Annotated in this window: 11 protein-coding genes; 10 read left to right on the plus strand and 1 reads right to left on the minus strand. The window is 73.0% G+C overall.

Annotated features, from left to right (window positions below; all coding sequences use genetic code 11):
- The first annotated feature begins 73 nt into the window (after window positions 1–73).
- The 7 genes from ACWGL3_RS08085 to ACWGL3_RS08115 all read left to right on the plus strand — a co-directional run bounded on the left by ACWGL3_RS08085 (window position 74) and on the right by ACWGL3_RS08115 (window position 9781).
- Window positions 74–1054: a hypothetical protein gene (locus ACWGL3_RS08085; protein ID WP_267950317.1), complete on the plus strand. Its 981-nt coding sequence runs from the start codon at window positions 74–76 to the stop codon at window positions 1052–1054.
- Window positions 1055–1064: 10 nt separating this feature from the next.
- On the plus strand, window positions 1065–2687 hold the full coding sequence (gene murJ / locus ACWGL3_RS08090; protein ID WP_452461086.1) for a murein biosynthesis integral membrane protein MurJ: 1623 nt from the start codon (window positions 1065–1067) through the stop codon (window positions 2685–2687).
- A complete protein-coding gene (locus ACWGL3_RS08095) occupies window positions 2684–3766 on the plus strand; it encodes a glycosyltransferase family 4 protein (RefSeq protein WP_267948974.1) in 1083 nt (360 codons plus the stop codon). Before murJ ends, ACWGL3_RS08095 begins: the two co-directional genes overlap by 4 nt.
- A gap of 374 nt (window positions 3767–4140) precedes the next feature.
- Window positions 4141–5160, plus strand: coding sequence for a TerC family protein (locus tag ACWGL3_RS08100; RefSeq protein ID WP_267948975.1), 1020 nt, complete (start codon window positions 4141–4143; stop codon window positions 5158–5160).
- Window positions 5161–5493: 333 nt separating this feature from the next.
- Window positions 5494–8328, plus strand: a complete 2835-nt coding sequence (gene uvrA, locus ACWGL3_RS08105; RefSeq protein ID WP_267948976.1) for an excinuclease ABC subunit UvrA — start codon at window positions 5494–5496, stop codon at window positions 8326–8328.
- A 231-nt stretch (window positions 8329–8559) separates the two neighbouring features.
- Window positions 8560–9261 (plus strand): RDD family protein, encoded by a 702-nt coding sequence (locus tag ACWGL3_RS08110; RefSeq protein ID WP_452461082.1) that lies wholly within the window; start codon window positions 8560–8562, stop codon window positions 9259–9261.
- A gap of 133 nt (window positions 9262–9394) precedes the next feature.
- Complete coding sequence (locus tag ACWGL3_RS08115) at window positions 9395–9781, plus strand: Rieske (2Fe-2S) protein (protein WP_267948978.1); 387 nt, start codon at window positions 9395–9397, stop codon at window positions 9779–9781.
- Window positions 9782–9876: 95 nt separating this feature from the next.
- Here ACWGL3_RS08115 and ACWGL3_RS08120 read toward each other — a convergent pair whose 3' ends face one another.
- Window positions 9877–11010, minus strand: a complete 1134-nt coding sequence (locus tag ACWGL3_RS08120; RefSeq protein WP_267948979.1) for a mechanosensitive ion channel family protein — start codon at window positions 11008–11010, stop codon at window positions 9877–9879.
- 231 nt (window positions 11011–11241) lie between these two features.
- Between ACWGL3_RS08120 and uvrC the strand changes: the two genes are divergently transcribed.
- The 3 genes from uvrC to ACWGL3_RS08135 all read left to right on the plus strand — a co-directional run bounded on the left by uvrC (window position 11242) and on the right by ACWGL3_RS08135 (window position 15410).
- Window positions 11242–13269, plus strand: a complete 2028-nt coding sequence (uvrC, locus tag ACWGL3_RS08125; RefSeq protein ID WP_344183266.1) for an excinuclease ABC subunit UvrC — start codon at window positions 11242–11244, stop codon at window positions 13267–13269.
- On the plus strand, window positions 13266–14150 hold the full coding sequence (rapZ, locus tag ACWGL3_RS08130) for an RNase adapter RapZ (RefSeq protein WP_267948981.1): 885 nt from the start codon (window positions 13266–13268) through the stop codon (window positions 14148–14150). The genes uvrC and rapZ overlap by 4 nt, the downstream gene beginning before the upstream one ends.
- Window positions 14151–14435: 285 nt before the next feature.
- The gene (locus tag ACWGL3_RS08135; protein WP_267948982.1) at window positions 14436–15410 is read left to right on the plus strand and encodes a gluconeogenesis factor YvcK family protein; all 975 of its coding nucleotides are present in this window, start codon (window positions 14436–14438) and stop codon (window positions 15408–15410) included.
- Window positions 15411–15425: the final 15 nt, after the last annotated feature.

Below are 15425 nucleotides of genomic sequence, written 5' to 3' on the forward strand. Positions count from 1 at the left end.
CCACGCCGTGCGCGCGGCCGCGGTCGCGCATGCCGGCTGCGGGCGCCGGCCCGTCCCGCCGCCCCTCCGCTCCCTGGCGCAGGGCCTGGCGGGCGCCGTGGTCGGCGCGGCCGCCGCCCGGGCCGCCTACGCCGTGCTCACCCTGCCCGAGCGCGCCTGCGCCCCCGCCGGGACGGGGGCGCAGGGCGCGACCGGCACGGCTCCCGGAGACCCCCGGGCGGAGGGCTCCGCGGGGGCACCCGGGGCGGACGCCCCCTCCGCCTGGCTGCGCCGCAACTTCCGGGGCCGCGTCGTCACCCTCCAGGAGGGACCGGCCCTGGCCTCGGGGGTGTGCGCCGCCAGCCTCCTCGTCCCCGGGCCGGCGCCGCGGGTGCGCGCCGCGTCCGCCCTCGCCGCGGCGGGGGCCGCCGCGTTCGGGGCCTACGACGACCTCTCGGGCAACGGCCAGGCCCGCGGCCTGCGCGGACACCTGGCCGCGCTCGCGCGCGGAGAGGTCACCACCGGCCTGGTCAAGATGGTCGGCATCGGCGCCACCGGGGTCGCCGCCGCCTCCCTGCTGCGCCGCGGGCCGGTGGACACCCTGGTGGACGGCGCGCTCATCGCGGCCGGCGCCAACCTGGTCAACCTGTTCGACCTGCGCCCCGGCCGCGCCGCCAAGTTCGCCCTCCTCGCCGCGGCGCCGGCCCTGGCCTCGCCCGCGGCGCCCCTGCTCGGCCCGGTGGTGGGCGCCTGTTCCGCGCTGCTCCCCGACGAGCTGGCCGAACGCTCCATGCTTGGCGACGCGGGGGCCAACGCCCTGGGCGCGGCCCTCGGGGCCGCCGCCGTCGCGCAGGCGCCGCGCCCGGTGCGCCTGGCGCTGTTCGGCGCGGTGGCCGCACTGACCCTGGCCAGCGAGGTGACCAGTTTCTCCCGTGTCATCGACCGCGTCCCGGCCCTGCGCCGCCTCGACCAGTGGGGCAGGAGCCCCGTCCGCAGGACGGCCGCCGGAGGGGCGGAGGACGACGGGCGTGCCGGTGCTCCGGGCGAAGGGCGCCCGGTGGGGAGGTGCGCGTGAGGTGTCCGCGGTGTCCCGCGCCGTCCACGGCGTGACGAGCGGTGTCGGCGCGGCGGCGGCGCTCATCGCGGTGGCCACCGTGGGGGCGCGCCTGGCGGGGTTCGGCCGCACGGTGGTCTTCTCGCAGACCGTCGGCGACACCTGCCTGGGCACCGCGTACGTCACCGCGAACCAGATCCCCGCCGTCCTGTTCGAGATCGTCATCGGTGGGGCGCTCACGGCCGTGGTCGTCCCCGTCATGGCCTCGGCCGCCGCCCGCGGCGACCACGACCAGGTGCGCCGCACCGCGTCCGCGCTCATCACCTGGGTGCTGCTCCTGTCCGTCCCGCTGTCCGTCCTGCTCGCCCTCGCGGCGCCCCCGGTGATGGCGCTGATGCTCGGAGCCGGAGCCGGCTGCGACGGGGAGGCACTGCTCGCCCTGTCCTCCCGCATGCTCGTGGTCTTCGCACCCCAGATCGTCTTCTACGGGCTGGCCTCGGTCCTGTACGGCGTCCTCCAGGCGCACCGCAGGTTCCTGGCGCCCGCACTGGCGCCGCTGCTGTCCAGCCTCGTGGTGATCGCCGCCTGCCTGGCCTTCGTGCCGCTGGGCGGCGGCCACCGCCAGGACGTCGCGGGCCTGCCTGCCGCGGCGGAGCTCACCCTGTCGCTCGGCACCACAGCGGGGGCGGCGGCCCTGTTCCTGACGGTGCTCGGCCCCGCCGCGCGGCTGAGGACGGGATCCCGGCCGCGCCTGACGTTCCCCGCCGGGGTGGGGGAGCGGGTGCGCTCCCTGGCGGCGGCGTCACTGCTGCCGCTGGTGGCCATGCAGGTGTGCCTCCTGCTGTCGGTGGCGCTGGCCAACTGGGGTGGGGGCGCGGGGGCGGCCGTGCTCTACACCTACGCGTGGGCCCTGTTCACCCTCCCGTACGGGGTGATCGCGGTCCCCATCGCGACGAGCGCCTTCACCGCCCTCGCCGTGGCCCACGCCGAACACGACCGGGAGGGGTTCGCCGCGCTCGCCGCCGGAGGCGCCCGCGCCTGTGTGGTGGCCACAGCCGGGGTGGGCACCGCGCTGGCGGCCGCCGCCGCCCCGGTGGCCGGGGTCTTCGCCCAGCAGGATCCGCAGACCCTCGAGCGCGCCCTGCTGGCCTACGCTCCGGGTGTGGTGGGCTTCGGCCTGGTCGCCCTGCTCAGCCGGGCCCTGTACGCGTCCCACCACGGACGTTCCGCCGCCGCGGCCCAGGTGGTGGGATGGCTCGTGGTGACGGTGTGCGCCGCGGTTCTGGTGTGGCTGCTCCCCTCGGGATGGTCGATCGCCGGACTGGGCGCGGCCAGCACGGTCGGCCTGACCCTGGCCGCCGTACTGCTCTGCGCGGGCGTGGCGCGCGCGCACGGCCGCGGCGCCCTGGCGGGTGTGGCGCGCTCGGTGCTGGCCGCCGCCCTCGGCGGCGGCGCCGGATGGGTGGCGGGCCGTGCGGTCGCCGGGCTCCTGCCCGCCGACGGGGTGTGGCAGTCGGCGGGGGCGGCCGCCTCGGCGGGCGCCGCGGGGCTGGTGGTCTACGCGGCGGTCGCGGCCCTGGCGGACCGTGCCGCCGTGCGGGCCGTCGCCGACCGGGCCAGGACCGTACTCGAACGCAGGAGGGGGAAGCGGTGAACGGCAGGATCGCGCTGGTCGTCGGTACCAGCACAGGAGGCGTCGGCCGCCACGTCCGCTCACTGGGCGCGGGACTGCGCGCCCGCGGGTACCGGGTGGCGGTGCTCGGCCCGGCCGAGGCCGAGCAGGAGTTCGGGTTCACCTCGGAGGGCCTGCGCTTCTCCCCTGTGCCCATCGGCCCCGCGCCCTCGGCGGGGGACCCCGGCGCGGTGCTGCTCCTGCGCTCGCTGACGCGCGGCGCGGACGTGGTCCACGCGCACGGGATGCGCGCCGGGGCCCTCTGCGCGCTGGCGGGCGCCCGGCCGCTGGTGGTGACGGCGCACAACGCGCCGCCGCCGGTCGGGGGCCTCCTGGCCCTGGCCTACCCCCTTCTGGAACGGATCGTGGCCCACCGCGCGGACGCGGTGCTGGGGGTGTCCGGCGACCTGGTGCGGCGGATGCGCGCGCTCGGGGCGCGGGAGGCCCGCCTCGCCGTGGTGGCCGCGCCGGAGACGGGGACGCCGCTGAACGGGCGCGAGGCCACGCGCGCCGACCTGGCGGTCCTTCCCGAGCGCCCCCTGCTGCTGACCATCGGCCGGCTCGCGGAACAGAAGGGGCTGCACATGCTCCTGGACGCGGCGCCCTCCATCGCCGACCGCAGCCCGGAGCCGGTGATCGCGATCGCCGGGGACGGCCCCCTCTGGGGCCGCCTGCACGACACGGCGGCCGAGATGGACGCCGACGTGCGCATGCTCGGCCACCGCTCGGACGTGGCCGACCTCCTCGCCGCCGCGGACGTGTTCTGTCTCACCAGCCGGTGGGAGGGGCCGTCGCTGGTGATCATGGAGGCGCTGCGGGCGGGGCTCCCCGTGGTCTCCACCCGGGTCGGGGGGATCCCCGACCTGTACGCGGGGACGGTGCTGATGGTGCCGCCGGGGGACACGGAGGCGTTCGCGGCAGCGGTGGGGCGGGTCCTGGACGACCCCGTGCTGGCCGCGGACCTGCGGACCCGTGCACGGGAGACCGCGCGGACGCTGCCGAGCGAGGAGGACGCGGTGGAGGCCGCCGCCGCCGTCTACAAGTCGGTGCTCCGCCGCTGATCCGCGGGGCGCCGGGGGCGGGGCGGGGCGCGGCAGGATCCCCCGGGCCGGGGGACGGGGACCCCTACCCGGGGGCCTGACCCATGTGTCCCGGAGGAGCGATGAATACCACCGCCGCCGCCTCTTCCCGGGAGGGGCCGGAGATGCCATCCTGTTCCGTGGGTCCGAAGGTGTGTCACGGAGTGCGCACGACCGGTACCCTTGGTTTCACGTGAGGGGAGTATCCCTGTCGCGGCGGTGTCGTCATCACGGAGTACAGAGTCGTTCTCCCGGTGCCGTCGGTTCACGTCCTCAGGACGTGAGCGGGAGAGACCTCCGGTAGTTCGACGTGCGTGCACACTGCTCGCGCGCACCAACCGGAGGAGAATCCGTCCGTGGACGTTCCCATGTGGGTGTGGGCTGCGACGATCGGTGGAATGATCGCCATCCTGGTGATCGACCTGGCCATCGTCGACCACCCCTGGAGCAAGAACAAGGGTCCCCAGGAGTTCGGGATCAAGCAGGCCGCCTGGTGGGCGGTCTTCTACATCGGCATCGCCATCCTCTTCGGTCTCGGGGTCTGGTACTTCGGCGGCGGTTCGGCCGGCGCGGAGTACTTCGCGGGCTTCGTCACCGAGAAGAGCCTGAGCATCGACAACCTCTTCGTGTTCTACCTCATCCTGAGCTCCTTCGCGGTGCCCAGGAAGTACCAGCACGAGGTCCTGCTCGTCGGCATCGTCATCGCGATCGTCATGCGCGGCATCTTCATCGCCCTCGGCGCCCAGGTGATCAACGCCTGGAGCGAGGTGTTCTACCTCTTCGGCGCCTTCCTGATCTACACCGGTTACAAGATCGTCCGTGACCACATGAAGGGCGACGAGGAGGAGAAGGACTTCACGCAGACCCCCGTGGTCCGCCTGGTCAAGCGCTTCTGGCCGGTCAGCAGCGACTACCACGGCGCCAAGCTGACCGTGAAGCTCGACGGCAAGCGCCACGTCACCCCGATGCTCCTGGTCATCCTCGCGATCGGCGTCATCGACCTGGTCTTCGCGGTCGACTCCATCCCGGCGATCTTCGGCCTGACCCAGGACACCTACATCGTCTTCACCGCCAACGCCTTCGCCCTGCTGGGCCTGCGCCAGCTGTACTTCCTGCTGGCCGGCCTGATGGACCGCCTGGCCTACATCAGCTGGGGCCTGTCGGCGATCATGGTCTTCATCGGCGTGAAGATGATCTTCCACGCGCTGCACGAGAACGGCATCCACATCGTCGACATCGGCATCGGCACCTCGCTGACCGTGATCCTCGGCATCATGACGATCACCATCGTCGGAAGCCTCGTCAAGTCCAGGATCGACGAGCGCAACAAGCCCGCCGTCGAGGAGGAGAAGGACGTTCCGGTCGACAGGTCCTGATCTCGGGCGGGCGGCCTCCGGGCGGCCCGCGGACATCCTGCGGAACGGCCTTTTTCGAACAGCTGTTCGTCTATAGTGGTGGTGTCCTGGCGCGCGAGCGCCGGGGCACCACCACTTCTCCGTAGTGGAAGAAACCGACGTCGGCGATCGTTAGTCTTGACGGACGGGGAAGGCCGGAGGCCTCCCCGTATCCCCTCACCGGCCCGATTCCGAGGCCGAGGCGGTCGCCTGAGGCCGTTCGCCCGCCACGCCGCGAAGCCACACACGGGTCGCCCGCCGTCATCGGACGCGGTCCGCGCCCCGGTGTGCCTATGCCGAAGGATGTCTCACTCGATGGTCGAACAACTGGTAGTCCGGGGAGCCCGAGAGCACAACCTCAAGGACGTCTCGCTGGACCTTCCGCGTGACTCCATGATCGTGTTCACCGGCCTGTCGGGGTCGGGGAAGTCGTCGCTGGCCTTCGACACGATCTTCGCCGAGGGGCAGCGCCGCTACGTCGAGTCCCTCTCGGCCTACGCGCGCCAGTTCCTCGGCCAGATGGACAAGCCGGACGTGGACTTCATCGAGGGACTGTCCCCGGCGGTGTCCATCGACCAGAAGTCCACCAGCCGCAACCCGCGCTCCACCGTCGGCACCATCACCGAGGTGTACGACTACCTGCGCCTGCTGTGGGCCCGCATCGGCGTGCCGCACTGTCCGGAGTGCCGTCGGGAGATCGCGCGGCAGACGCCGCAGCAGATCGTGGACCGTGTCCTGGAGATGACCGAGGGCACCCGCTTCCAGGTGCTGGCCCCGGTCGTGCGCGGACGCAAGGGCGAGTACACCGAGCTCTTCAAGGACCTGCAGTCCAAGGGCTACACCCGGGCGGTCGTGGACGGCGAGGCGGTGCGCCTGGACGAGGCGCCCAAGCTGGGCCGCTACGACAAGCACGACATCGCCGTGGTCGTGGACCGGCTCTCCGTCAAGGAGGGCGCCCGGGGTCGGCTCAACGACTCCGTCGAGACCGCGCTCAAGCTCGCCGGCGGCACCATCGTCCTGGACTTCGTGGACCTGGACGCCGACGACGCCGAGCGGGAGAAGGTGTTCTCCGAGCACCTCTACTGCCCCTACGACGACCTCTCCTTCGAGCAGCTCGAACCCCGCTCCTTCTCCTTCAACGCCCCCTACGGCGCCTGCCCCGACTGCTCGGGCCTGGGCACCCGCATGGAGGTCGACGCCGAGCTGCTGGTCCCGGACCCGGAGAAGACGCTGGCCGAGGGCGCCATCGGCCCCTGGTCGGGCGGGCCCAACAGCGGCTACTGGGAGCGCATCCTGACCGCGGTCGGCGAGGCCGTCGGGTTCGACCTGGACACCCCGTGGGAGAGGCTGCCGCGCCGCGCGCGCAAGGCGCTCATGGAGGGGCACGACACCCAGGTCCACGTCACCTACCGCAACAGGTACGGGCGCAACCGCTCCTACTACACCGAGTTCGAGGGCGTCATCCCCTGGGTGAAGCGCCGCCACTCCGAGACCGAGAGCGACTACGGTCGCGAGCGGCTGGAGGGGTACATGCGCACCGTGCCCTGCCCCACCTGCGAGGGGACCCGCCTCAAGCCGGTCGTGCTGGCCGTGACGGTGGGCGGACGGTCCATCGCCGAGGTCGCGCAGATGTCGCTCACCGACAGCGCCGCCTTCCTCGCCGGGCTCACGCTCTCCGACCGCGACGCGGTCATCGCGGCCCAGGTCCTCAAGGAGATCAACGCCCGCCTCGGCTTCCTGCTCGACGTCGGCCTCGACTACCTGAGCCTGGCCCGCTCCTCCGGGTCGCTCTCCGGCGGCGAGGCCCAGCGGATCAGGCTCGCCACGCAGATCGGCTCCGGTCTGGTGGGAGTGCTGTACGTGCTCGACGAGCCGTCCATCGGCCTGCACCAGCGCGACAACGCCCGCCTCCTGGAGACCCTCCAGCGGCTGCGCGACATCGGCAACACGCTGATCGTGGTCGAGCACGACGAGGACACCATCCGCGCCGCCGACTGGGTGGTGGACATCGGCCCCGGCGCGGGCGAGCACGGCGGACACGTCGTGGTGTCCGGCATCGTGGACGAACTCCTCACCTCAGAGACGTCGCTGACCGGCGAGTACCTGTCCGGCCGGCGCGTCATCGCGCTCCCCGAGGGGAGGCGACCCCTCACGAAGGGGCACGAGCTGGTGGTGAAGGGCGCCCGGGAGAACAACCTCCACGGGATCGACGTCGCGTTCCCGCTGGGCGTGTTCACGGCCGTCACGGGCGTGTCCGGTTCGGGCAAGTCCACCCTGGTCAACGAGATCCTGTACAAGGCGCTGGCCAAGGAGCTCAACGGGGCGCGCGACGTGCCCGGCCGGCACGTGCGGGTCAACGGCATGAACAAGGTCGACAAGGTCGTGCACGTCGACCAGAGCCCGATCGGGCGCACCCCGCGCTCCAACCCGGCCACGTACTCCGGGGTCTTCGACCACATCCGCAAACTGTTCGCGCAGACCACCGACGCCAAGACGCGCGGCTACCAGCCCGGCCGGTTCTCCTTCAACGTCAAGGGCGGCCGCTGCGAGGCCTGCGCCGGCGACGGCACGCTCAAGATCGAGATGCAGTTCCTGCCCGACGTCTACGTGCCCTGCGAGGTCTGCCACGGCGCCCGGTACAACCGGGAGACCCTCCAGGTCCACTACAAGGGCAAGAGCATCTCCGAGGTGCTCGAGATGCCCATCTCCGAGGCGCTGGAGTTCTTCGAGCCGATCAACGCCATCCGCCGCCACCTCCAGACCCTGGACGACGTCGGCCTGGGGTACGTCCGGCTCGGGCAGCCCGCCACCACCCTCTCGGGCGGTGAGGCCCAGCGCGTCAAGCTCGCGGCGGAGCTCCAGCGGCGCTCCACCGGCCGGACGGTGTACGTGCTGGACGAGCCGACCACGGGCCTGCACTTCGAGGACATCCGCAAGCTGCTGGGCGTGCTCAACCGGCTGGCGGACACCGGCAACACGGTGATCGTCATCGAGCACAACCTCGACGTCATCAAGACCGCGGACCACGTCATCGACATGGGACCCGAGGGCGGTTCGGGCGGCGGCACGGTGATCGCGGAGGGCACCCCGGAGGAGGTCGCGGCGGTCGCCGAGTCCTACACCGGGCGGTTCCTCGCCAAGCTGCTCTAGCGGTCCGGGGCCGAACGGGCCCGCCCTCGCCGGGTTCGGCGGGGGCGGGCCACTCGCCGTCCCGGGCCGGGGCCGGGACGGGACGCCCGGCGCCGGGCGGGCCCCGGAAGGGGCCGGCCACAGCGGATCGGCCCGTTCACGACGGGTGCCGCCGGGTGGGTACAGTCGGGCGTGTCCGTGCGCCACCCTGCCCCGGGCAGCCCCTCGACAGCCAGGAGGTCGGCCACCGCCATGAACGCTCCCCCGCCCGGACCCGAACACGGAGTGCGGCCGGAGGGCCGCCAGGAGCCGCCCCACGACCGGGCGTACGGGCACGCCCCCGCGGACCCGGCCGAGACCACCGTGCCCGCCGCCGGGCACGCGGCCCCCTCCGCCCCTCCCGGGCCCGAGCGGCTGTACCCGCTGGCGGGCTGGCGGACCCGGGTCCTGGCCAGGCTCATCGACCTCGTCCTGGTCGCCCTGCCCGCGCTGCTCGTCGGACTCGTCGTGACGCTGGCCTGGGTCGGGGTCCAGCAGGTCTCCAACGGGTCGACGCAGGGCATCGAGGACCGGTACCCGGTCTTCCTGTCGGTGGTCTGGTTCGCGTTCTACACCGGCTACGAGACCTTCGCCCTCGCCCGCCGGCACCAGACCCTGGGCAAGCGCAGGCTGGGGCTGAAGGTGGCGCCGGTGGAGGGCACCGGCAGCCTGGGCGCCGTGCGCATCACCGCCCTGGTCGTGCGCGCCGCGCTGCTGGCGCTGCCCTTCCTGTTCGTGTACCTGCTGTTCTTCGCCCTCGGCTGGCTCTGGTGGCTGCTGGTCGCCGTCATGGCGGTGCTCACCGGCGGCATGGCCGCCTGGAACAGGCCCAACCGGCAGGGCCTGCACGACAGGATCGCGGGGACCGTGGTGCTCGACGTCGCCGACCCGCAGGCGCACCCCCCGGCCCCGTAGCCCCGGCCGGAGGAGCTTCCCGAGGGGCCCCGGCGCAGGGCACCCCTCCATGCCTACTACATTGTGTAGTGATATTTCCGCGCAGGTGAGGGAGCGTTCGGTCGTGGCCGGTAAGAGGACGTGCGGGTGCGGGGTGAGCAGGCGGAGCCTGCTCGGAACGGCGGGCGCGGCGGCGGCCGTCACGGCCGTGAGCGCCTGCGGCGGGGAACCGCCCCGTCCGCAGGACGTCCGGCGCGGCCAGGTGGTCGGCCAGACCACCGACGTCCCCGAGGGGGCGGGCGCGGTCTTCCACCACAGCAAGCTGGTGGTGACCCAGCCGGAGAAGGACGACTACCGGGCGTTCAGCGCCTCCTGCACGCACGGGGGCTGCACCGTCCAGGAGGTCGACGACGTCATCCGGTGCCTGTGCCACGGGAGCGAGTTCGACATCTCGACGGGCGAGGTGGTCACCGGTCCGGCGCAGGAGCCGCTGGAGGGGTTCACCGTCACGATCGACGGCGAGGACATCATCCTGGACTGACCAGGAGCGCCCCCGGGGCCCGGCCCCGGGGCGGATCGGTCCCGCACGCACGACGGCGCCCGGAGCGCGGGGCCCCGGGCGCCGTTCGCGTCGGATCAGCTCTCCCCGGGGTCTCCTCCGGGAGGGCCGGTGACGCCGTTCGGCTCCCGGCGGCGGAACGCCGAGGTGGGGAACTGCGTGGCGTACGAGGCGTCGTCGTCCCCCGAGACGAACTCGGTGCGGCTGCGCGGCAGCGACTCGGGGTAGTGCGCGACCAGCCACCCGATCAGGTGCTCGCGGATCTCGCAGGCGATGTCCCACTGGGTCCCGGTGTCGGCGGCGGTCGCGACCACCCGCACGATCACCTCGCCCGTCTGGGTGACGTCGACGACCTGGCACGACCAGCTGCGCCCGTCCCAGTTGGAGCTGGAGGTGATCAGGCGGCCGGCCTCCTCGCGCAGCTCCGCGATCGGGACCTCCCAGTCCAGGGGGAGCATGACCTTCGCGGTGATCGCCGTGCCCTGCTTGGTCCAGTTCTCGAAGCTGGTCGTGGTGAAGTTCGCGACCGGCACGACCAGGCGGCGCTCGTCCCAGATCTTGATGGTGACGTTGACCAGGCTCAGCTCCTCGACGCGCCCCCACTCGCCCTCGACCACGACCACGTCGCCGATGCGCAGCGCGTCGCTGAAGGCCAGCTGGAGCCCGGCGAACAGGTTGCTCAGGGTCGACTGGGCCGCGACACCGGCGACGATGCCGATGATGCCCGCGGAGGCCAGCAGCCCGGCGCCGAGCGCCCGCACGGAGTCGAACGTGAACAGTATCGACGCGATGGCCAGGACCACGATGATCGACGTGATGACCCGGCGCAGCAGCCGCACCTGGGTCTGGAGGCGCCGGGCCTTGCGGTCGGCGTCGCCGTTGGCGACCGACAGCCGGGCGAGGACCATGTCGGTGACGGCGTGCGCCAGGCTGATGCCCAGCGCCGTCAGCGACCCGATCATGAGGATCTGCATCGCGTGCTCGATGACCTGGTACGTGCTCCAGGGCACGTCCTGCCGCTCGGGCAGCGCGAGGTTGGCGCCGACCACCGCGGCCGCCGTGTAGCCGGAGACGCGCGTGCGCGCGACCACGTAGTCCGCGACGCGCCAGGCCTTGGCCAGCTTGTTCTTGAGCACCCATCTGATGGCGAACACCAGCAGCAGAGCGAGTGTGACGGCGATGCCGATCGCGATCCATTGGGAGGGGTCCACGACGAGGGTCCTCCTTGTCGTTCATGTCCGGAAGTTCGTCTGTACCCGCCCAACCTAGACCATGCAGATGCGCAATCGTGACGTTTGCATGACCATGGGGTGCGCCCGCACGCGAGGGCCCCTCCGCCACCGGGGCGCCGCAGCCCCCGGCGGCCGGCGTGAGCCCCGCCACGGCGGCCCCGGGCGGGCCGCGAGTGGCCGTCTGTCCCTCCGACCTACCAGAATGGGGTCATGGCTGTGACTCCTCACCTGCGTCCCGCACCCGGATCCATTCCGACCTCGCCGGGCGTCTACCGGTTCAGGGACGCGTCGGGGCAGGTCATCTACGTCGGCAAGGCCAAGAGCCTCCGGTCCCGCCTCTCCTCCTACTTCCGGGACTTCGCGGGGCTGCACCCGCGCACCCAGCAGATGGTCTCCACCGCGGCCGACGTCGACTGGACGATCGTCGGGACCGAGGTCGAGGCGCTCCAGCTGGAGTACTCCTGGATCAAGCAGTACAACCCCCGGTTCAACGTCAAGTACCGCGACGACAAGAGCTACCCCTACCTGGCGGTGACCCTCAACGAGGAGTTCCCCCGCGTCCAGGTCATGCGCGGCGCCAAGCGCAAGGGGGTGCGCTACTTCGGCCCCTACTCCCACGCCTGGGCCATCCGCGAGACGGTCGACCTGCTGCTGCGGGTCTTCCCGGTGCGCACCTGCTCGGCGGGGGTGTTCCGCGGCGCGCGCAACAGCGGCCGCCCGTGCCTGCTCGGCTACATCGGCAAGTGCGTCGCGCCGTGCGTGGGAAAGGCCACCCCGGAGGAGCACCGCGAGCTCGCCGACGACTTCTGCTCCTTCCTGGCCGGGGACACCGGGCGGTTCATCCGCGAGCTGGAGGCGCGGATGAGGGAGGCCGCCGGGGAGATGGAGTACGAGCGCGCCGCGCGCATCCGCGACGACATCGAGGCCCTGCGCGCCGCCCTGGAGAAGCAGGCCGTCGTCCTGCCCGACTCCACCGACTGCGACGTCATCGCCATGGCCGACGACCCGCTGGAGGCGGCGGCGCAGATCTTCCACGTGCGCGGCGGCCGTATCCGCGGACAGCGCGGCTACGTGGTGGACAAGGTCACCGACGCCGGCCCCGCCGAGCTCATGCGGACGTTCCTGGGCCAGCTCTACGGGGCGGCCGAGGGCACGGACGAGAGCGCGGGCACCGGCACCGCCGTGCCGCGCGAGGTCCTGGTCTCGCACGAGCCCGCCGACCCCGAGGCGCTGGCCGCCTGGCTCTCCGGGCACCGGGGCTCCGCCGTCGACCTGCGGGTGCCGCAGAGGGGGGACAAGAAGTCCCTCATGGAGACGGTCGAGAAGAACGCGAGGGAGGCGCTCGCCCGGCACAAGACCCACCGGGCGGGGGACCTGAGCACGCGCAGCCGCGCCCTCAACGAGATCCAGGAGGCCCTCGACCTCGCCGAGGCCCCGCTGCGCATCGAGTGCTACGACATCTCCAACCTCCAGGGGGAGCACGTGGTCGCCTCCATGGTGGTGTTCGAGGACGGGCTGGCGCGCAAGTCGGAGTACCGCCGCTTCTCCATCCGCGGCAGCGGGGAGGGCGACCGCGAGCAGCACGACGTCGCCGCCATGTACGAGGTCGTCAGGCGGCGGTTCCGCCGCTACCTGGAGGAGAGCTCCAGGAGCGGCGAGGTCGCCCGGATGGGCGAGACCGGCGACCCCGGTGGTCACCGGACCGACGACGAACCGTCACCCGGGAAGTTCGCCTACCCGCCTAACCTGGTGGTGGTGGACGGAGCCAGGCCCCAGGCCGAGGCGGCGCGCCGCGCGCTGGACGAGCTCGGCATCGAGGACGTCGCCGTCTGCGGCCTGGCCAAGCGCCTGGAGGAGGTGTGGCTGCCCGGAGACGAGGACCCGGTGATCCTGCCGCGCACCGGGGAGGGCCTGTACCTGCTCCAGCGGCTGCGCGACGAGGCGCACCGCTTCGCCATCGCCTACCACCGGCAGAAGCGGGCCAAGGCCCTGACCGGCAGCAGCCTGGACGAGCTCCCCGGGCTGGGCCCGGCGCGAAGGTCCGCCCTGATCAAGGAGTTCGGCTCGGTGAAGAGACTTGCCTCGGCCTCGGCCGAGGAGATCGCGAACGTGCCCGGCATCGGCCCCAAGCTGGCCGAGACCGTGCACGCGCACCTGTCCGGCGGCCCCGCCGGACGGGGCGGGGAGGGTGACGGGGCCTCAGCAGGAGACACCACTGACGGGGAAGGAGACACATGACGGTCGAACTGGGCGGGGAGCTACCGCCCGAGGTGGTCATCGTCACCGGGATGTCCGGTGCGGGCCGCAGCACGGCGGCCAGGGCCCTGGAGGACCTGGACTGGTTCGTGGTGGACAACCTGCCACCGGGCCTTCTGCCCACGATGATCGAGCTGGCCGGCCGCACGCACGGGGCGGTCCCCCGGGTCGCGGTGGTCGTGGACGTGCGCTCACTGGCCTTCACCGAGGACCTGCTGTCCACGGTGGAGGAGCTGCGCAAGCGCGACATCGTCGCACGGGTGCTCTACCTGGAGGCGGGGGACGACGCCCTGGTCCGCCGCTTCGAGGGGGTGCGCAGGCCGCACCCGCTCCAGGGAGACGGCCGCCTGACCGACGGCATCGCGCGCGAGCGCGAGACGCTGCTCGCCGTCCGCGGCGAGGCGGACCTGGTCATCGACACCTCTCAGCTCAACGTGCACCAGCTCAAGGCACGGGTGATCGGCTTCTTCGGGGAGAGCGACGAGTCCCGGCCGCGCGCCAACGTGGTCTCCTTCGGCTTCAAGCACGGGCTCCCCGTCGACGCCGACCTCGTCCTCGACTGCCGTTTCCTCCCCAACCCCCACTGGGTGCCGGAGCTCAGGCCCATGAACGGCCGCGACGCGCCGGTGAGCGACTACGTGCTGTCCCAGGACGGGGCCAAGGAGATGCTGGAGGCGTACTCGGAGGTCCTCAGGCTGACCATCGCCGGATACCAGCGCGAGGGCAAGCACTACATGACCCTCGCGGTGGGCTGTACCGGCGGCAAGCACCGGAGCGTGGCCATGGCCGAGCAGTTCGCCGACCGGCTGCGCGGACAGGGGGTCGACGTGCACGTCGTGCACCGCGACGTGGGCCGGGAGTAGGGGAGGGGATGCGCGCGGGGACGTCCGGCCGGCCGTCCCCGCGCCGACGGGGGGCGCCGGCACGGCCGAACCGGGCCGGTCGCGCGCCCGGGGGAGGCAGGGCGGGTCAACCGAATCGCCAAGAGGGGCGTCTTCCCCTAGATTGGCCCGGTCACCGCTGGTGCCGTTCCCCGCGCGGACGGGGCGCCGGCGGACCGGGGGCGTGTGCCGACCTGCTGCCCGCCGTCCTCGGCGGCACGGTCCGGCGCGTCCGCTGCAGTCGGGACGAGGGGGCAGGCCACAGCCATGGCGAGAAGCACCGGGCCGGACGGGGACGGGCCGCGCCCACCCCGGGTGGTCGCGCTGGGCGGGGGGCACGGGCTGCACGCCTCCCTCTCCGCGCTGCGAAGGGTGACCACCGACGTGACGGCGGTCGTCACGGTCGCCGACGACGGTGGTTCCAGCGGTCGGCTCCGGCAGGAGCTGGGGGTCCTCCCGCCCGGTGACCTGCGCATGGCGCTCGCCGCCCTGTGCGGGGACGACGAGTGGGGCCACACCTGGAGCCAGGTGCTCCAGCACCGGTTCAGCTCGGAGGGCGAGCTGCACGGCCACGCCGTCGGCAACCTGCTCATCGTGGCCCTGTGGGAACTCCTGGGCGACTCCGTCGCCGGACTGGACTGGGTCGGGCAGCTGCTCGGCGCCCACGGCAGGGTCCTGCCGATGTCCTCGGTCCCGCTGGAGATCGCCGCCGAGGTCTCGGGCCTGGACCCGGAGCGGCCCGACGCGCTGACGACGGTGCGCGGGCAGGTGGCGTGCGCCAGCACCAGCGGCCGGGTGCGCTCCGTCTCCCTGATCCCCGAGGCCCCGCCCGCGAGCCCGCAGGCCGTCAAGGCGGTGCGCGAGGCCGACTGGATCGTGTTCGGCCCCGGGTCCTGGTTCACGAGCGTGCTCCCGCACCTGCTGGTCCCCGATCTGGCCCACGCGCTGGTCACCACCCGGGCCCGGCGGCTGGTGACCCTCAACCTGTCCCCGCAGAGGGGCGAGACCGACGACTTCCGGCCCGAGACCTACCTGGAGGTCCTGCGCGAGCACGCCCCCAAGCTGGGGGTGGACGTGGTGCTGGCCGACCGCGGCACCGTCGACGACGCGGCGCCGCTGCGGGCGGTCACGCGTGAGCTGGGCGGACGCCTGGAACTGGACGACCTGTCGCACTCCGACGGCAGCCCCCGCCACGACGCCGAGCTGCTGGCGGCGGCCTTCGAGCGGATCCTGGTCGACTGACGTTCCTCCGGCCGC

The organism is Nocardiopsis sp. NPDC055824 (genome assembly GCF_053616335.1).